Source organism: Rhizobacter sp., assembly GCF_031412075.1.
In the GTDB taxonomy this organism is placed as follows: Bacteria; Pseudomonadota; Gammaproteobacteria; order Burkholderiales; family Burkholderiaceae_C; genus Rhizobacter.
In genome coordinates, this window is sequence record NZ_JANOCG010000387.1 from 1 (window position 1) to 16,331 (window position 16,331).

Here is a 16,331-nt window from a genome sequence, read left to right on the forward strand (position 1 = left end):
CTCGAAACGATGAATCGCTACTTCGCGCAGTCGATGACGGCTGCGGAGCGAGCCGCGCTCTTCAACGTGGCGCGACAGATGGAGCGCATCAAGGGCCAGCCGATCCTGAGCCAGTTCAAGCTCTTCTACCGGGGCAACGCATGCGGCGGCGCGGCTCAGGATGCAGGCAGCGCCGGAAGTTCCGGCGCCGGCGGCGTGGCGGGGGGCTTGGCCGGGCTCCTGGGGGGCGGAGGGGGCGCCTCGGGCGGCGCAGAGCGGCCACTCTTGTCCTTCAGCCAGGAAGTCAAAAGCTGGCGCGTGGAGCCGGTGCGCGATTCGCAGTTCGTGCCGCCACCGAAGTTCAGGCAGAGCAACGCGCGATGACCTTTGGGGCTGTGGGCGCAATCCTCTGTGCACCGGGTCTGCCCGAAACACCATGCCAAGAGCTCTCGATCTGATCGTCTTCGGCGCCACCGGTTTTACCGGGCGCCTGGTGGCCGACCACCTTAATTCGCGCTATGGCGCGGGCGGCGAAGTGGCATGGGCCATGGCCGGGCGCAACCTGGCCAAGCTGCGCGAGGTTCGTCAGCTCATCGGTGCTGGCGACAGGGTGCCGCTGCTCGAGGCCGACGCGGCAGACGCCGCATCGCTGGCCGCACTGGTCTCGCAGGCGCGGGCCATCATCACCACGGTGGGGCCCTACCAGCGCCACGGCGAGGCCCTGGTGACAGCCTGTGCAAACGCGGGAACAGACTACTTCGATCTCTGCGGCGAGCCCACCTGGATGGCACAGATGATTCCGCGCCTGCAGGCACCTGCTCACGCCAGCGGAGCGCGCATCGTCTTCTCGTGCGGCTTCGACTCCATTCCTTTCGACCTGGGCGTCGTCTTCCTGCAGGACGAAGCCTTCAGGCGTTTCGGCGCACCGCTGCGCCGGGTCCGCGGACGCGTGCGCGTCATGAAGGGCGGCTTCTCTGGGGGCACCCTGGCCAGCGCCCTGGCCACCATCGAGCAGGCGGGGCGCGAGCCCGCGGTGGCGCGCACACTGGCCGACCCGTTCGCGCTGACGCCCGGCTTTCGCGGGCCGGCGCAACCCGCAAGCGAGGCAGCAGCCTACGACGAGATGGCGCGCGCGTGGACGGCCCCCTTCATCATGGCGCCGATCAACACCAAGAACGTCCACCGCACCAACGCCTTGCGCGGCCACCCCTGGGGAAGCGATTTCGTTTACGACGAACGCATGCTCTGCGGTGACGGCGCTGCGGGCAAGCGGCGGGCGCGGGCGATGGCGCTCAATGGCCGCATCCAGAACGCGCTGCTGGGCTTCGCACCGACACGTGCCTTGCTGGGCCGATTCGTGCTGCCCAAGCCGGGCGAGGGCCCCAGCGCACACGAGCGCGAAACGGGCCGCTACGAACTGCAGTTCAGCGGCGAGACGGCCGACGGCCGAACGCTGCAGGCCCTGGTGAAGGGCGACCGCGACCCGGGCTATGGTTCAACCTCGAAGATGATCTCCGAGGCCGCGCTGTGCATGGTCGAGGAGATCGACCGGGGCCTGGCCGCAGGCGGCGTGTGGACGCCCGGTGCGGCGATGGGGCTGACCTTGGTGCGCCGATTGCAGGCGCGGGCGGGTTTGCAGTTTTCGATCGTCGCGGCGCAGGAAGACCGATGAATCACGCGGGCCGTGCCCGGTTCACCGCATGGTGACCGCCTGGAGCAAGCCTGCCGCGCTTGCGGCTACGTCAGCGCCTACGGGCTCCACGCCCACCTTCCCGATGCGCGCCGTTCCGATGCGCTCGTTGTCGTCGACCGTACGCGCGCCTGGCCTGCGGCCGCACCGGACCGCGCCCGTTGCCAACCACCATGCGTAGCGACCCTCGTATAGCTGCCGCTCGGGCCAGCGCAGGTGGCCGAGCCGAACGTCGGCTTGATGGCGGATACCGTGAGTACGCCCGCCGGCGCCGAACGGCTCCTCACGCTGCAAACCTGTCTCCGTTCAGCTGTCTCCGTTCAGCCGTCTCCGTTCAGAATAGCAAGCGTGGGACACGCTCTCCCCTCCCGGCTCACTCGCCCTTTCCAACGCCCTCTCCATGACCTCTCTCACCTGCGTAGCCACCGAAGTACTGACCACCCACCAGAAGCCTGTCGGCTACGCCTATCGCGCCGCACCGGCGACGCCCAACGACAGCGGCTGGCGTTTCCTCAGCGGCAGCGAAAGCGAGAAGTACATGAACCAACCCACGCACTACATCACCTGCGTGTTGGCGGATTTCGCCCTCGAGCATCCCGAGGTCGCACCACTTCTGAATCACCCGACCGGCTCGGCTTTCGAGCGCGCCGGTGCGAGCGGGGCTTTCGAAGCGGTTCCGCTGGAATAAGCGCTCTGCACCTCTGTTGGGCCGTGGCGGGAGAGGCGGGCTCAAGTCCAGCGCGCGCGACGAGATGCTGGCGTGCATCAGCACCGCGAGCACCAGCTTGCCTCAAGGGACTGGCCGGCCCGTGCCGAGCCGCCCTTCGCTGCGCGCCGAGAGGTAGGCATACAGGTCCGTGATGTGGGCGTTGACGCGCGGTTCGCCTTGCCATGCGGGCATCGTGATGGCGCCTTGTTTGCCCTGCACCACCTCTTCGATCAAGATCTCTTGCGCCGCCTTGTCGCTGCCGGGTCGCGCTGCAGGAAGGCCCCAGTCGTAGCGCGTGAGCACAAGGCTCACGAAACGGCGCGAACTCATCTCGCGAACCCGTGGCAACAGATCGGACCCGGCCCCCGCCACGCCCGTGGCAGCGGCGCCATGACAACCCGCGCACCGGTCCTGGAAAACACGCCAGCCGGTGTAAACCGAGCCCGGCGACTTTGACATCCGTGCCAGCTCGTCGGCGGCTTGCCGGTTCTGCAGCTCCACGCCGCTGCAGCCGGCCAGCCACAGGGTCGAAACGAACGCAGTGCCATACAACAGGCCACGGCGTTTGGCCCCCATCCGCCGGGCGCGCCGCTGAATGGCAAGCATCGACAACTTCGTCATGGTGGCCACCTCGTTGCATGTGTTGGCGTCGATTGTGGCAAGCAGCCTTTGCCCAAACCTTGCCCAGGATCAGGGTTCTGGCACGAGGATCACTCCCCGGCGACCGCAGATCGGCTGAAGCGGCGGGCTCCGGCTCCGCACCCAGCGCCACGGCGAGCATGTCGAACACCAGCCGGATCCGGCGTGCGATCAAGTCTGGCAACCCGTCTCGGCGGCCTCCAGAAAGGCCTTCAGCTGGTTCCAATCGGGTTGATCCATACGCCGATGCATGAGTTGTCTGCAATTCTCGATGATGCAGCGCCCTGCATGCATGGATAGCATGGCGAGCGCCCCCGGGCCACGCACCCTCACTCACTTCGCCGCCGATGAACTCACGCCCCATGTCACCCCCTCCCTCACTGCCGGCCGGCGAAGCGCGGGCGCTGGCGAAAGCCCGCTTCTGGGACCGGATTGCGCGCAAGTACGCGGCCGACCCCATCGCCGACATCGCCGGCTACGAAGCCACGCTGCAGCGCGTGAAGTCGCTGTTGTCGCCCGAACACGCCGTGCTGGAGATCGGCTGCGGCACGGGCACCACCGCACTGCGCCTGGCGGCAGGCACGCGCGAGATGCTGGCCACCGACGTGTCCCGCGAAATGATCGCGATCGCCCGCGAAAAGCTGGCAGCGCAACCGCTGCCGCAGCTGCGCTTCGAAGTGGCCGATGCCGATGCGCCGGTGGCCGGCGCATCGCGTCACGATGCGGTGTTGGCATTCAACGTGTTGCACCTCGTGTCGGATCTCGACGGCGCGCTTCAGGCCGCGCTTGCCTCGCTGAAGCCCGACGGGCTCTTCATCTCGAAGACACCCTGTCTTGCCGAGATGAACCCGATCGTGCCGCGTGTGCTGGTGCCGCTGATGCGCGCTTTGGGCAAGGCGCCTGAGGTGCTGGTCTTCGATTCGGCGAAACTGCAGGCGGCGATGGAGCGCAACGGGCTCAAGATCGAGGCCGTCGAGCGGCACGGAACGAAGCGCAAGGACATGCGCGTCTTCATCGTGGCTCGCAAACCGCAGTGGAGGCAATACTCACCATGACAACACGGCTTTTGCGTGCTGCGCTGGCGTGCGCGGCCTGCTGCCTCAGCACCACGGGCTTCGCCCAGTCGGCACTGGTTCATGTGCAGGGTGATGAGGGCCAGCGCGAGGCCTATTACGCCGACTTCGCGGTGGTGCTGACCCGCACGCCGCTCGACAAGTGCTCGGCCCCACCAGCGTGCGCCAGCTCGACACCGTGATCGTCTACGAAAGCGCCGACAAGCCCGAGTTCAGCTCGCTTCGGCTGCAGTTCGAGTGCGTCGTCAAGTATGCGTACGACGGCAAGAAGATCCCGCCGCAGCCGGCCTTCGACGCGCCGGTGAAGGTGCGTGTCGGCGAAGGCAGCTGGAAACTGCGCCGCGAGGACCTGAAGAGCGAGCCACTGCCGGCGGGCGAATGGCGCACGTCGGCGTCTGTCGTGCTGCTCAAGCTGCACAAGATCGCCTGCCACGAAGACGTGATGCGCGGCGCCATGATCAAGGCGGCCAAGGCCAACAACGACGCCGCCGTCTTCCGCAACGAGATCAAGAAGATCGGCCTGCCAGAGGATCTGCAGCTCGTGGGCCAGCAGAGCGCGCCCGAGTACCTCGACTTCTCATGGTGGGTGCTGTGGCAGGGTGCCAAGCGCCCCGACCCGTCAGGCAAGTGGTCGAGCCGCCCGACCAAGAAGGAGCTGGAAGTGGCGCAGGCGCAGATGGCGCAAATACAAAAGCAGTACGACACGCTGGTTGCCGAGGTCAAGCCGCAACTCGAAGCCAACATCAAGCGCATGGATGCGAAGTTCGAGTTACAGCGCGCCGCGGCCGAGGTGCGCAAGGGCCGCGCGATGTCGCGCAACGAGCGGCTGATGCTGTCGGTGTGGGAAGGCAAGACCGACAGCGAGGTCGCCGCGACGATGGGCGCACCGCTCGTCTCCGATGTGGGCAAGCTGCGCTTCCTCAGCTACGGCCGGGAGTTCGACAACCGCGTCGTCGTCGGCAACCGCCAGGGCGCGGTGTGGGAGCAAGGCCTGTACGAAAACTGCAACGTGCAGTTCGTGATGCACACCGACGACAAGAACACGCCGCGTGTCGCCGATGTGCGCATCTGGACCAACTCGAACCAGTTGGGCCAGGTCATGTTTGCCTGCAGCGGGTTGTTGGAGGCCCCCAAATGAAAAGACTGCTGACCGGGGCTGTGCTGCTGATCGCTTGCGCGGGCGCCAGCGCGCAACCGAAGGGCTACGACCCGATGGACGACCTGGTGTCCACGGCCAAGAAGGAGATCAACGCCAAGGGGGCGATCGAACAATCGAAGAGCCGCGTGGCCAACGACCCTCGACGCCAGAAGGTCGAGAAGGGCTTCTGGCAATTTTTCCAGGGCAAGCGCGATGCGCGGCCGGGCGAGTTCTGCACGGCGGTGTTCTGGAAGGCCGACAGGATGATCACCGTCACCGGCCCGGGGGGTGCCTACAAGGGTGCCATGCTCGGCTTCGTCGCGATCGAGCCTGGAGAGGGCTTCCCTCGGCCCGACGATGCCAAGGCCATCCAGAAAGTCCAGGTGACGCTGAAACAAGGCGCCGATGCACCGGCCCGCGTGACCGCCTTCAACCGCACGATCGGCGGCATGTCCGACGAGATCGCCTTTGCGGTGCCGACGATCGACGCCGCCCTGGCCGGCATGGAAGACAAGCTCGCCTTCACCATCGACCACCAGGGCAAGCAGATCTTTTCACTCGACTGGCACTCGGGCCTGGCAGCACGCGACATGCTGAAGAAATGCCTGAAGGGCGACAGCGTCGAAGGCCGCGAGGTCCCCTGACCTCTGGCTAGCGCGCTGGGCCTGCCGGCGCGGCATCGATGGCCTGCTCCAGCAACGCAAGCGCCGCCATCGCAAACGTGAGCATGTTGTCGGCCCGGTCATCCACGCCGGTGCGCAGCACACGATCGCGGTTCACCGGCCCATCAACCGCCAGGCACGAGTGACCGGCGGGGTCGCCGTAGGGGTTGCCGCTCGGCCCGGCAGCACCCGTTTCGGCCACGCCCCAGGTCGTACGAAAACGCTCACGCTGGTGCCGCGCCAGGAGCTGCGCGTAGGGTGCGCTCGACGAGCGCATACCGGAAACGTCGTCAGCCGTGAGCGTGGTCAGGAGCCTGAACGCGCGGCGTGTGTAGACCACCGCGCCGCCCAGGTAGTACACCGATGCGCCAGCGCGCGACAGCAAGGCCGCCGAGATCAACCCGCCGGTGGACGACTCGGCCACCGCGATCGTTTCGCCGCGCGCGGCGAGCTTGTCGCCCACGCGCGCACCGAGTGCAAACAGGGGAGTGATGTCCATCGGAGGATTGTGCGGCGGCACGCACCGGCCGCCGTCAATCCTCTTCGCGTGGCTTGAACAGGTTGGCCAGCGCCGCCTGCTGGTTCGGCGGCACCGGGTCGTAGTGGCTGAGCTCGATGGTGTATCGGCCCTCGCCGCCGGTCAGGCCGTTGAGCTGCGTCTGGTAGGCCGACAGCTCGGCCAGCGGCGCTTCGCCGCGCACGACGATGCTGCCGTCGAGCAGCGTGCTCGTGCCGCTGATCTGGCCGCGCCTTGAGGCGAGGTCGCCGGTGATGTCGCCCAGGCTCGGCTCCTTGGCGGTGATCTCCAGCTTGACGATCGGCTCCAGCACGATGGGGCGCGCTTTGAGCACCGCGTCGATGCAGGCCTTGCGCCCCGCGACGATGAACGCGATCTCTTTCGAGTCGACGCTGTGGTGCTTGCCGTCGACCACCGTCACGCGCAGGTCGTGCACCGGAAAGCCGGCGAGCACGCCGCTCTCGAGCGCCTGCCGCACGCCTTTTTCAACTGCCGGGATGAACTGGCCAGGAATCGCCCCGCCTTTCACCTCGTCGGCAAACTGGAAGCCCTCGCCGCGCCGAAGCGGCGCCACGCGCAGGTAGACCTCGCCGAACTGGCCGGCTCCGCCCGACTGCTTCTTGTGCCGGTGGTGGCCTTCGGCCGCCAGGGTCACCGTCTCGCGGTAGGCAATGCGCGGCGGGCGTGTGACCACGTCGCAGTGGTGCACTTCTTTCATGCGTTCGACGAGGGTGCGCAGGTGCAGCTCGCCAAGGCCGTAGACGATGCTCTCGTTGGTGGCCACCGCATGCTCCAGTCGCAGGCAGGGATCTTCGTCGACGAGCTTTTGCAAGATTTCCCACACCCGCTGCTCGTCACCGCGCCGCTTGGGCTCGATCGCGAGGCCATGCACCGGCACCGGGAAGGGCAGCGGCTTCAGATGCCAGTGGTCGTCGTCAGCGGCGTCGTGCAGCACCGCGTCAAAGTGCAGCTCGTCGACCTTGGCCACCGCGCACAGATCACCGGGCAGGCCACACGGCACCTCGATGTGTTCCTTGCCTTGCAGCATGAACAAGTGGCCCACCTTGAAGGGCTTGCGCCCATCGCCCACGTAGAGCTGGCTGTCGCGCGTGACCGTGCCCTGGTGGATGCGAAACACACCCATCTTGCCCACGTAAGGGTCGTTGGCGACCTTGAACACATGCGCGATCACGTGCTGCGCCGGGTCGGGCTCGGCGCGCACCGGCTTCGCAGCGTCGCCCTCACCTTTGTAGAACTGCGGCGGGTTGCCTTCGCTCGGGTTGGGCAACAAACGCTCGATCACGTCGAGCAGCTCACCCACACCCGCACCGGTGCGTGTCGACACGAAGCAGATCGGAATCAGGTGCCCTTCACGCAGCGCCTGCTCCAGCGGGGCGTGCAGCTCGCGCGGGTCCACATCGCCGTCATTCAGGTAACGGTCGACAAAACCCGCATCCACCTCGACCACCTGCTCGACCAGCGCGCGGTGCGCGCGCTCGACCGATGAAAACTGCGTGGGCTTGGCCGGGTGGTCGCTGGTGTTGAAGAAGCAGTCGATCACCGCGCTGCCGTGGGCCAGCGGCAGGTTCAGCGGCAGGCACTCCTTGCCAAACACCTCTTGCAGACGCTCGACCAGCGCGCCGCAATCGACCTCGGCCGCATCGATCTTGTTGACGACGATCAGGCGGCACAAGCCGCGCTGGCCGGCCCAGTCCATCATGCGCAGCGACATCTGTTCGATGCCCGCCTGCGCGTTGATCACGATGGCCGCCGTGTCCACCGCTTCGAGTGCCGACAGCGCATGGCCGGCGAAGTCGGCATAGCCCGGGGTGTCGATCAGGTGCACGACCACGTCGCCGTGCTTGAAGTGCATCAGCGAGGCCTGCAGCGAGTGCAGCAGGCGCCGCTCCATCGGGTCATGGTCGGAGACGGTGCTGCCTCGCTCGACCGAACCCGCGGCGCCTATCGTGCCGCTGCGTGCGAGCAGCGCCTCGGCCAGACTCGTCTTGCCCGCGGTGGTCTGGCCGACCAGGGCCAGGCTGCGGATGCGGGCCATGCCCGGATGGTTGGAACTCGACATGCCGACACCCCCGTGCGCACTGCGCGACCAGCTGGAAGGATTGCGGATCGAGTCCTCGCGTGGCGCGTGCACGCCACGGCGGGGGCTACGGGTCGTAGCGTACGGGATCGCCCGCCGCGAGGCAACGCGAGGTTTCGCGGTGGACGGATCGGGCCGGCGCGCGCGCCCGTTGTTACCGCCGAGACACGCGAATCCATCGCCGCTGCAGGCGGTCGACGTTGTCGCAGCTGAGGTCGGCGCCTTGTTGCGCGGGTCCACTCACGATGTCGGCGGCCGGCTGGCCGTGCGACGCGGACCACACCGCCTCGGCGCTCCAGCCGGCGCTCAGGGCCAGCGTGCGCTGCAGCGACGCAGCCTGCGGGCCCATCGCTTTCTCGACCAGCAGCGGCAGCCGGCCGGCATGCACGTCGCTGCGCGCCGCACGGTCGGCAAACTGCAGCGCCGCGAGTTCGGCCAGCGGCTCGTCACGATCACGCGCCTCGGCGGCGAGCGCGCGCCAGGGCACGGCGTTGTCGGGGTCGAGGCGCACCCACTGGGCGGTGCTCAGCAGCCGACACGAACCGCCGTCGTTCGCACTGCGGCCCTTGCAGGCCTCCATCGCCATGGCGTAGACAAACGGGTCTTGCGAACTGGCCGCCAAGCGCGCCACCTGCTCGATGCGGCCGCGCACGTCGCGGCCCCGCAGGCGTGCGCCCATCCACAGCGCGGCGGCGCGCACCTGGGTGTCGTCGCTGGCGAGCATCAGCGCGTCCATGGTTTCGAGTGCCGACTGGCGCAGCGCGCGCGGAATGCGCTGCACCGGGTCGGGGTCGTCGGGTGGCACCTGCACCACACCAAAACCGCACACCTCCACCAGCCCCGTGGCGCGCGGCGCGGGGCGGCGCGGCGCCGTCATCATCACGCGGGTGTCTGTGGGCGGCAGCGGCCGCACGGGCTGTGGTGTGGGTGTCAACAAGGCCTGCGGGGTGGGTGCAGCCGGCAAGGGGCGCGAGGCTTCGGCATGCAGCCAACCCAGACGCCAGCCCACGGCCAGCGCCAACACCACCACGCCTGCGGCCAAGGCCAGAACGGCCCACCGTGCGAATGCGCTTGTTTGTCTCCGTGCGTCCATGGCCTGACCTCGTGGGGCGAGCCTTTGGCGCAGCGTGGCACAAGCGGCAAGCCCGCTGCGCAGAAATGGGCATCAGCGGTGGGTGCTGTCTCTTATATTCGTCTCCGGTTCTTCTGGCCCCCAACGAGAGCACCCATGATCACCGCAGACCAATTCAACCAACGTGGCGCCCACAACCTGCCGGGCCACCTGGGCATCGTCATCACCCAGATCACAGCCCAGGAAGTGCACGCCGAGATGGTGGTGACACCCGCGCTGATGGCGCCCAACGGCTTCTTGCACGCCGGCAGCGTGGTCACGTTGGCCGACACCTGCGCGGGCTGCGGTTGCCTGGCCACCCTGCCCGAAGGTGCGGTCGGTTTCACCACCATCGAGCTCAAGTCCAACCACCTCGGTACCGCACGCGACGGCACCATCACCTGCGTGGCCAAACCCGTGCACCTGGGTAAAACCACGCAGGTCTGGGACTCGGTCGTCACCCATCGCGACACCGGCAAGACGCTGGCGCTGTTTCGCTGCACGCAGATGGTGTTGTATGGCAAGTCATAAGCAAGCGATGACCCTCAGCTCGATCTACAACCACCGCGCCGTCAACGACCAACTCGCCACCTCGGGCCAGCCCACCGTGGCGCAGCTGGGTGCCATTGCCGAGGCCGGCTTCGACACCGTCATCAACCTCGCGCTGCACGACGACCCGCGCTACTCGCTGCCCGACGAACCCGGCACGGTGGCCTCGCTGGGCATGAGCTACGTGCACATCCCGGTGCAGTTCGCCACGCCCATGCGGGCGGACCTGCTGGCCTTCTTTGCCGCGATGCAGGCACACGCCGGCCAACGGGTGTGGGTGCATTGCGCGGCCAACATGCGGGTGTCGGCCTTTCTGGGCCTCTACCGTGTGCTGCGCGGGGGTGCAGCGCCCGAGGCTGCGTTCGACCTGATGCACGACCTGTGGGAGCCCAACCCGGTGTGGTCGGCCTTCATTGACGACGCCCTCAAAGACCGCCCGTGACGCCATTCCAAAGCATCGCCGCGTCGCTCACTCACCACCGCGCGGGCGGGCTCATCAAAGCACCGCGATGATGCGACTGACCGCCACGCTGCTGCTCATCGCCGCCATCGGCTACGCCGGCCTGTGCGTCGCGCTGTATGTCTTTCAGCGGTCGTTGATCTATTTCCCGCAGCCGGCAGCGGCGCGCACGCCGGTGATGCAGTTGAGCCGGGGCGAGGTCCCGGTGCTGGCCTCGGTGCGCGAGCACGCCGGGCCTGACGCCGTCATCTACTTCGGTGGCAATGCGGAGGACGTGAGCCAGAGCCTCGCGCCGCTGGCCGAGGCTTACCCGCAGCATGCCGTCTACCTGTTGCACTACCGGGGTTATGGCGGCAGCGGCGGCTCGCCGAGCGAAGCGGCGTTGACCCAAGACGCGCTGGCTCTGTTTGACCAGGTGCACCAGACCCACCCTCGGGTAACCGTGATCGGCCGCAGCCTGGGCTCGGGTGTGGCCGTGCAACTGGCCGGCCAGCGGCCGGTGGCACAGCTGGTGCTGGTGACGCCTTACGACAGCCTGCAGGCGCTGGCGGCGGCGCAGTTCCCGGCCTTTCCGGTGCGCTGGATGTTGAAAGACCGCTTCGATTCGGGTCACCATGCGGCGCAGGTGCGCGCGCCGGCGCTGCTGATCGCGGCCGACCAAGACGAGGTGATTCCACTCGCCAGCACCAAACAGCTGTTTGCGCGTTTCGCCAAGGGCCAAGCCGTGCTGCACGTGCTGCCGCGTACCTCGCACAACACGATCTCGGGGCACCCCTTGTATTGGCCGTTGCTGACGGGCAGGCCATGACGCCGAACCTCCGTTCTGGCTGAGCTTGTATTCCCGATCGCCCTGAGCCTGTCGAAGGGAGCTGAGCGAGAGGCTAACCCAGCGTGTCGGCCCAGATGTTGCGCGCCCAGGCCATTGCATAAGCGCCTTCGGCCTCGTTGCGCAGCGCCGACACACCGCCCGCACCCGCCACCGGCTTGAAGGTTTTTTCAGCGGCCACGTACTCATGCACGCTGGCCACGTGGATGGCATGTGTGTCGTCGACGAAGCTGTAGCAGGTGTTGGTCAACATCGGGCTCGTGTTGACCTCCAGGCCAAGCAACTGGGCGACGATGGCCGAGGCCGCGACCTTGGCGTGGGCGTTGGCCATGTGGGCGCTCTTGGGCATGCCAGGCGCGGCTTGAATGCAGTCGCCCAGCACGTGGATGTCTTTGGCCACGGTCGATTCGAAGTCGAGGTAGTTCACCCCACACCAGCGCCGCGCCGAATTGGCCAGGCCAGCCTGCACGGCCAGCGTGCCGGCGCGCATCGGCGGCAGCACGTTGAGCACGTCGGCCTGCACATCGTCTTGCAGCTCGATGCGCACGCGGCTCGCCGCAGCATCGACCTCGATCACCTTGTGCAAGGGCCGGTACTCCAGCATGCCGGGGTAGAGCTCGCTCCAGGCCTTCTTGAACAAGGCCGGTTTGGATGTGACATCGTTGTTGGCATCGAGGATCAACACCTTGGCGCGCGGCTTGGCACGTTTGAAATACGCCGCGATCACGCTCGCCCGTTCATACGGCCCGGGCGGGCAGCGGTAGGGTGCTTCGGGGATGCTGATGGCATACACACCGCCATCGGGCATGGCCTCGAGCTGGCGGCGCAGTGCGAGTGTTTCGGCGCCGGCTTTCCAGGCCTGCAGCACCTGGCCCGACGCCTGCGCGGCGCGCAGGCCGCGCACCTCGTCGAACATCAATTCCACACCGGGTGAGAGCACCAGCTTGTCGTAGCGCAGGCTCGCACCCGAGGCGAGCGTGACGGTTTTTTTGGCCGCGTCGATGCCGGCCGCGCTGTCGCGCACCCACTGCACACCGTGGCGCGACGCGAGCGCGTCGTAGCGGGTGGTGATGTCGGACAGCGTGTGTGTGCCGCCCAACACCAGGTTGGAGATCGGGCACGAAACGAAACTCGAATTCGGCTCGACCAGCACCACGTCGATCTGCTGGCCCGACAGCAGCCGCACATAACGCGCCGCCGTGGCGCCACCAAAACCGCCACCGATCACCACCACCTTGGCGCTGGCGGGCACGGCCTGCGGCAACGCACACGCACCCAGGCCGACCAGGCTGCCACCGAGCACCAGCGAACGCCGCTTCATCATCGTGGCAGGCCCGCGAAGTAGGCAGCCAGCTGGTCGATCTGCTCGGGCGTGTAGCCCTTGGCGATCTGGTGCATCACGGTGGCGGGCCGGGTGCCGTCACGAAAGGCAAGCAGCTGCAGGGCGAGTTCGTTGCGGTCGCGCCCGCGCAGGCCCACGATGCCCGCGTCGGGCACGGCGCGCCCATCGGTGCCATGGCAAGCCGCGCAGGTGGCGGCGAGCGTGCGCAGCTGCAAGGTGGCGCTGGTGGGCTGGGCTTGGGCGCCCGCCATCGTGCCGATCAGGGCCAGGGCCCACGAGAAACGCACACACGGTTGCAGCGGGTTCATCGGGCACGGCTCTCCAACGGGCGACGGCGGCATCTTGCGCCCAGTTCACCCATTCCCCATGCTTGTGAGGGTTTTAGCCTTGTCGCATGCTCGCCGCTTCGGCCATTTCGCCGTCGACCGGAGACACGTCCCATGCCCACGCTCAACGTCAACGGCAAACGCCTCAGCTTCGACGCCGAACCCGACACGCCGCTGTTGTGGGTGCTGCGCGAGCAGCTGGGGCTGACCGGCACCAAATACGGCTGCGGCATCGCGCAATGTGGCGCCTGCACCGTGCACATCGACGGCGTGCCCACCCGCAGCTGCGTGAGGCCGGTGTCCAGCGTCGAGGCCAAGGCAAAGATCGTCACCATCGAAGGCCTGTCGGCCAAGGGCGACCACCCGGTACAAAAGGCATGGGCCGCACTCGACGTGCCGCAGTGCGGCTACTGCCAGGCCGGCATGATCATGGCGGCCAGCGCGCTGCTCAAGGCCAAGCCCAACCCGAGCGACGCCGACATCGACGAGGCCATGACCAACATCTGCCGCTGCGGCACCTACAACCGCGTGCGTGCGGCCATCAAGGTCGCGGCCCAGGGCGGTGACATGAAGCGCGCCGCGATCAACATCCAGCACCTCGAGGGAGACAAGGCATGAGCGCCATCACACTCTCTCGGCGCGAGTTCATCGGCGCCACCGGCGGCCTTGTTGTCGCCTTTCACATCCCGCTTGCCGGCGCGGCCACCACTGCCGGCTCACCCGAGATCAACGCCTGGGTGGTGGTGCAACCCGACGACACGGTGGTCATCCGCATCGCCCGCTCCGAGATGGGCCAGGGCTCGCTCACGGGTCTCGCGCAACTGGTCGCCGAAGAGCTCGACTGCAACTGGGCCAAGGTGAAAACCGAATACCCCACACCCGGTCAGAGCCTGGCGCGCAAGCGGGTGTGGGGCAACTTCTCGACCGGCGGCAGCCGCGGCATCCGCGAATCGCACGAGTACGTGCGCAAGGGCGGCGCGATCGCCCGCACGATGCTCGTGCAAGCGGCGGCCGATGAATGGAAGGTGCCGGCGGCCGAATGCAGCGCCGCCGCCAGCGTGATCACGCACACACCCACCGGCCGCAAGACGAGCTACGGCAAGGTGGCGCTCGCCGCCGCCAAGCTCACGCCGCCCACCGAGGTGGCGCTGAAAGACCCGAAAGACTGGAAGCTCGTCGGCAAGCCGCTCGCTCGGCTCGATACGCAAGACAAGCTCACCGGCGCGCAGGTCTATGGCTCCGACCTCAAGCTGCCCGGCATGCTCAACGCCGCCATCAAGGACTGCCCGGTGTTCGGCGGCAAGGTGAAAAGCCTCGATGCCGCGGCCATCGCCAAGCGCCCGGGCGTGAAGAAGGTGGTGCGCGTGGGTGAGAGCGCCGTGGCGGTGATCGCCGACACCTGGTGGCACGCCAAGACCGCCCTCGACGCCCTGCCCATCGAGTGGGACGAAGGCCCGAATGCCAAGGTGAACAGCGCGCAGACCGCCGAGACGCTGAAGGCCGGGCTCGACGCACCGCAGGCCGTGGTGGGCAACAGCAACGGCGACGCCCGCGCGGCACTGGCCAGCGCAGCCCGCAAGATTGAAGCGGTCTATTCGTACCCACACCAGAACCACGCGACCATGGAAACCATGAACGCAACGGTGAAGTACACACCTGAGCGCTGCGAAGTCTGGACACCCACGCAAAACGGTGAGGCCGCGCTGGCCGCCGCCGCCGAGGCCGCCGGCCTGCCGCCCGCGCAGTGCGAGGTCTACAAGCTGCTGCTCGGCGGTGGCTTCGGCCGGCGCGGTGCCACGCACGACTGGGTGACGCAGGCGGTGCAGATCGCCAAGGAAATGCCGGGCACCCCCGTCAAGCTGATCTGGTCGCGCGAAGAAGACATGACGCATGGGCGCTATCACCCCGTCACGCAGTGCAAGCTGAGCGCGGGGCTCGACGCACAAGGCGAACTGACGGCGCTGCACATGCGCATTTCGGGGCAGTCGATCCTGGCGGGCGTGTTCCCGCAAATGATCCGCGAAGGCAAGGACCCGGTGGTCTTCCAGGGCCTCAACCCGCCGGGGCCCGAAGCGTCGATCGGCTACACCTTCCCCCACCTGCTGGTCGACCACGCCATGCGCAACCCGCATGTGCCGCCCGGCTTCTGGCGCGGTGTGAACCTGAACCAGAACGCCATCTACCTCGAGTGTTTTCTCGACGAGGTGGCCCACGCCACCAAGCAAGACCCGCTGGCGCTGCGGCGCAAGCTGATGGCCAAGTCGCCCAAGCACCTGGCGGTGCTGAACGCCGCCGCCGAGCGCGCGGGCTGGGGCACGCCAGCACCCGCAGGCGTGTACCGTGGCCTGGCGCAGACCATGGGCTTCGGCAGCTACGTGGCGGCGTGTGCCGAGGTGTCGGTGAGCGACGAAGGCAAACTCAAGATCCACCGCATCGTGGCGGCCACCGACTGCGGCCACGCCGTCAACCCGCAGCAGATCGAGGCGCAGGTCGAAGGCTCCTTCGCCTACGGCCTGTCGGCGGCGCTGTATGGCGAGTGCACGGTGAAAGACGGCCGCATCGAGCAAACCAACTTCCACACCTACCCGGTGCTGCGCATGGACGAGATGCCCAAGGTCGAAACCATCGTGATGCCCTCGGGAGGCTTCTGGGGCGGTGTGGGCGAGCCCACCATCGCGGTGGCCGCGCCGGCGGTGCTCAACGCCATCTTTGCGGCCACCGGAAAGCGCATCCGCGACCTGCCGCTGAAGAACCACAGCCTGAAGAAAGCCTGATGCGGCTTCCTGCGCGCATCGCCACGGCCGCGTTCGCCGTGGCGTGCGCGGCCACGGCGCCGGCGGCCGAGTTGAAGGTGGTGGGTGATGCGATTCCGCAGGCGCTCACCACCGTGCCCGGTGACGCCACACGTGGCCGCGAGATCGTCGCCAGCCGGCAGACCGGCTTGTGCCTCTTGTGCCACACCGGGCCGTTTCCCGAAGACCGTTTCCAAGGCAGCTTGGCGCCCGATCTCGCCGGCGCCGGCAGCCGCTGGTCGGCCGGCCAGTTGCGACTGCGCATTGCCGACGCACAGCGCCTGAACCCGCAGACCATCATGCCGGCCTACCACCGAAGCGCTGGCCTCCAACGTGTGGCGCCCGCATGGCAAGGCAAGACGCTGCTGAACGAACAGCAGGTGGAAGACGTGGTCGCCTACCTGCTCACGCTGAAATAAA

General features: G+C 67.6%; 19 protein-coding genes. 13 read left to right on the forward strand and 6 right to left on the reverse strand.

What is annotated here, in order from left to right; all coding sequences use genetic code 11:
• The 3 genes from RMO40_RS14490 to RMO40_RS14500 all read left to right on the forward strand — a co-directional run.
• Positions 1–363: hypothetical protein (locus RMO40_RS14490; protein ID WP_309722596.1), on the forward strand; the 363-nt coding region annotated here is incomplete at its 5' end.
• Between the two features lie 52 nt (positions 364–415).
• Positions 416–1,651 carry a saccharopine dehydrogenase NADP-binding domain-containing protein gene (locus tag RMO40_RS14495; protein ID WP_309722599.1) on the forward strand — a complete coding sequence of 412 codons (1,236 nt, stop codon included), beginning with the start codon at positions 416–418 and terminating at the stop codon, positions 1,649–1,651.
• Between the two features lie 418 nt (positions 1,652–2,069).
• Complete coding sequence (locus RMO40_RS14500) at positions 2,070–2,357, forward strand: immunity protein Imm33 domain-containing protein (protein WP_309722602.1); 288 nt, start codon at positions 2,070–2,072, stop codon at positions 2,355–2,357.
• A gap of 102 nt (positions 2,358–2,459) precedes the next feature.
• Here RMO40_RS14500 and RMO40_RS14505 read toward each other — a convergent pair whose 3' ends face one another.
• A complete protein-coding gene (locus tag RMO40_RS14505; protein ID WP_309722606.1) occupies positions 2,460–2,999 on the reverse strand; it encodes a c-type cytochrome in 540 nt (179 codons plus the stop codon).
• Between the two features lie 380 nt (positions 3,000–3,379).
• Here RMO40_RS14505 and RMO40_RS14510 point away from each other — a divergent pair, with 380 nt between their 5' ends.
• From RMO40_RS14510 to RMO40_RS14525, 4 genes are read left to right on the forward strand one after another with little or no spacing between them, the layout of a single operon-like run.
• Entirely contained in the window at positions 3,380–4,072 is a 693-nt protein-coding gene (locus tag RMO40_RS14510) for a methyltransferase domain-containing protein (RefSeq protein WP_309722609.1), read from the forward strand.
• Positions 4,069–4,272: a hypothetical protein gene (locus tag RMO40_RS14515; RefSeq protein ID WP_309722612.1), complete on the forward strand. Its 204-nt coding sequence runs from the start codon at positions 4,069–4,071 to the stop codon at positions 4,270–4,272. The genes RMO40_RS14510 and RMO40_RS14515 overlap by 4 nt, the downstream gene beginning before the upstream one ends.
• The gene (locus tag RMO40_RS14520; protein ID WP_309722615.1) at positions 4,233–5,228 is read left to right on the forward strand and encodes a hypothetical protein; all 996 of its coding nucleotides are present in this window, start codon (positions 4,233–4,235) and stop codon (positions 5,226–5,228) included. The genes RMO40_RS14515 and RMO40_RS14520 overlap by 40 nt, the downstream gene beginning before the upstream one ends.
• A complete protein-coding gene (locus tag RMO40_RS14525; protein WP_309722617.1) occupies positions 5,225–5,872 on the forward strand; it encodes a hypothetical protein in 648 nt (215 codons plus the stop codon). The genes RMO40_RS14520 and RMO40_RS14525 overlap by 4 nt, the downstream gene beginning before the upstream one ends.
• Positions 5,873–5,879: 7 nt before the next feature.
• Here the strand turns inward: RMO40_RS14525 and RMO40_RS14530 are convergent, their stop codons facing one another.
• The 3 genes from RMO40_RS14530 to RMO40_RS14540 form a co-directional block, all read right to left on the reverse strand.
• On the reverse strand, positions 5,880–6,389 hold the full coding sequence (locus RMO40_RS14530; protein ID WP_309722620.1) for a CinA family protein: 510 nt from the start codon (positions 6,387–6,389) through the stop codon (positions 5,880–5,882).
• A gap of 34 nt (positions 6,390–6,423) precedes the next feature.
• Complete coding sequence (gene fusA, locus RMO40_RS14535) at positions 6,424–8,487, reverse strand: elongation factor G (RefSeq protein ID WP_309722623.1); 2,064 nt, start codon at positions 8,485–8,487, stop codon at positions 6,424–6,426.
• Positions 8,488–8,659: 172 nt separating this feature from the next.
• Positions 8,660–9,598, reverse strand: coding sequence for a hypothetical protein (locus tag RMO40_RS14540; protein WP_309722626.1), 939 nt, complete (start codon positions 9,596–9,598; stop codon positions 8,660–8,662).
• A gap of 135 nt (positions 9,599–9,733) precedes the next feature.
• Between RMO40_RS14540 and RMO40_RS14545 the strand changes: the two genes are divergently transcribed.
• From RMO40_RS14545 to RMO40_RS14555, 3 genes are all read left to right on the forward strand, one after another.
• Positions 9,734–10,147, forward strand: a complete 414-nt coding sequence (locus tag RMO40_RS14545) for a hotdog fold thioesterase (protein ID WP_309722628.1) — start codon at positions 9,734–9,736, stop codon at positions 10,145–10,147.
• Positions 10,148–10,154: 7 nt separating this feature from the next.
• The gene (locus RMO40_RS14550) at positions 10,155–10,607 is read left to right on the forward strand and encodes a protein tyrosine phosphatase family protein (RefSeq protein ID WP_309722631.1); all 453 of its coding nucleotides are present in this window, start codon (positions 10,155–10,157) and stop codon (positions 10,605–10,607) included.
• Between the two features lie 67 nt (positions 10,608–10,674).
• Complete coding sequence (locus RMO40_RS14555; RefSeq protein ID WP_309722634.1) at positions 10,675–11,433, forward strand: alpha/beta fold hydrolase; 759 nt, start codon at positions 10,675–10,677, stop codon at positions 11,431–11,433.
• Positions 11,434–11,506: 73 nt separating this feature from the next.
• Here the strand turns inward: RMO40_RS14555 and RMO40_RS14560 are convergent, their stop codons facing one another.
• Together RMO40_RS14560 and RMO40_RS14565 are read right to left on the reverse strand one after the other, a co-directional pair.
• A complete protein-coding gene (locus RMO40_RS14560; RefSeq protein ID WP_309722687.1) occupies positions 11,507–12,772 on the reverse strand; it encodes an FCSD flavin-binding domain-containing protein in 1,266 nt (421 codons plus the stop codon).
• Positions 12,772–13,101, reverse strand: a complete 330-nt coding sequence (locus tag RMO40_RS14565; protein ID WP_309722636.1) for a c-type cytochrome — start codon at positions 13,099–13,101, stop codon at positions 12,772–12,774. The genes RMO40_RS14560 and RMO40_RS14565 overlap by 1 nt, the downstream gene beginning before the upstream one ends.
• Before the next feature lie 132 nt (positions 13,102–13,233).
• Between RMO40_RS14565 and RMO40_RS14570 the strand changes: the two genes are divergently transcribed.
• Genes RMO40_RS14570 through soxX form a run of 3 tightly spaced genes read left to right on the forward strand, consistent with a single transcriptional unit; the run spans position 13,234 to position 16,330 of the window.
• On the forward strand, positions 13,234–13,737 hold the full coding sequence (locus tag RMO40_RS14570) for a 2Fe-2S iron-sulfur cluster-binding protein (protein ID WP_309722641.1): 504 nt from the start codon (positions 13,234–13,236) through the stop codon (positions 13,735–13,737).
• Positions 13,734–15,893 carry a molybdopterin cofactor-binding domain-containing protein gene (locus tag RMO40_RS14575; protein ID WP_309722644.1) on the forward strand — a complete coding sequence of 720 codons (2,160 nt, stop codon included), beginning with the start codon at positions 13,734–13,736 and terminating at the stop codon, positions 15,891–15,893. The genes RMO40_RS14570 and RMO40_RS14575 overlap by 4 nt, the downstream gene beginning before the upstream one ends.
• Complete coding sequence (gene soxX / locus RMO40_RS14580) at positions 15,893–16,330, forward strand: sulfur oxidation c-type cytochrome SoxX (RefSeq protein WP_309722648.1); 438 nt, start codon at positions 15,893–15,895, stop codon at positions 16,328–16,330. The genes RMO40_RS14575 and soxX overlap by 1 nt, the downstream gene beginning before the upstream one ends.
• Position 16,331 lies beyond the last annotated feature (1 nt).

What these genes read in the sequence shown, in the direction of transcription:
- RMO40_RS14495 (WP_309722599.1), top strand. Translation starts at nt 416, where the DNA reads ATGCCAAGAGCTCTCGATCTGATCGTCTTCGGCGCCACCGGTTTTACC.
- RMO40_RS14500 (WP_309722602.1), top strand. Translation starts at nt 2,070, where the DNA reads ATGACCTCTCTCACCTGCGTAGCCACCGAAGTACTGACCACCCACCAG.
- RMO40_RS14505 (WP_309722606.1), bottom strand. Translation starts at nt 2,999, where the DNA reads ATGACGAAGTTGTCGATGCTTGCCATTCAGCGGCGCGCCCGGCGGATG.
- RMO40_RS14510 (WP_309722609.1), top strand. Translation starts at nt 3,380, where the DNA reads ATGTCACCCCCTCCCTCACTGCCGGCCGGCGAAGCGCGGGCGCTGGCG.
- RMO40_RS14515 (WP_309722612.1), top strand. Translation starts at nt 4,069, where the DNA reads ATGACAACACGGCTTTTGCGTGCTGCGCTGGCGTGCGCGGCCTGCTGC.
- RMO40_RS14525 (WP_309722617.1), top strand. Translation starts at nt 5,225, where the DNA reads ATGAAAAGACTGCTGACCGGGGCTGTGCTGCTGATCGCTTGCGCGGGC.
- RMO40_RS14530 (WP_309722620.1), bottom strand. Translation starts at nt 6,389, where the DNA reads ATGGACATCACTCCCCTGTTTGCACTCGGTGCGCGCGTGGGCGACAAG.
- fusA (WP_309722623.1), bottom strand. Translation starts at nt 8,487, where the DNA reads ATGTCGAGTTCCAACCATCCGGGCATGGCCCGCATCCGCAGCCTGGCC.
- RMO40_RS14540 (WP_309722626.1), bottom strand. Translation starts at nt 9,598, where the DNA reads ATGGACGCACGGAGACAAACAAGCGCATTCGCACGGTGGGCCGTTCTG.
- RMO40_RS14545 (WP_309722628.1), top strand. Translation starts at nt 9,734, where the DNA reads ATGATCACCGCAGACCAATTCAACCAACGTGGCGCCCACAACCTGCCG.
- RMO40_RS14550 (WP_309722631.1), top strand. Translation starts at nt 10,155, where the DNA reads ATGACCCTCAGCTCGATCTACAACCACCGCGCCGTCAACGACCAACTC.
- RMO40_RS14555 (WP_309722634.1), top strand. Translation starts at nt 10,675, where the DNA reads ATGATGCGACTGACCGCCACGCTGCTGCTCATCGCCGCCATCGGCTAC.
- RMO40_RS14560 (WP_309722687.1), bottom strand. Translation starts at nt 12,772, where the DNA reads ATGAAGCGGCGTTCGCTGGTGCTCGGTGGCAGCCTGGTCGGCCTGGGT.
- RMO40_RS14565 (WP_309722636.1), bottom strand. Translation starts at nt 13,101, where the DNA reads ATGAACCCGCTGCAACCGTGTGTGCGTTTCTCGTGGGCCCTGGCCCTG.
- RMO40_RS14570 (WP_309722641.1), top strand. Translation starts at nt 13,234, where the DNA reads ATGCCCACGCTCAACGTCAACGGCAAACGCCTCAGCTTCGACGCCGAA.
- RMO40_RS14575 (WP_309722644.1), top strand. Translation starts at nt 13,734, where the DNA reads ATGAGCGCCATCACACTCTCTCGGCGCGAGTTCATCGGCGCCACCGGC.
- soxX (WP_309722648.1), top strand. Translation starts at nt 15,893, where the DNA reads ATGCGGCTTCCTGCGCGCATCGCCACGGCCGCGTTCGCCGTGGCGTGC.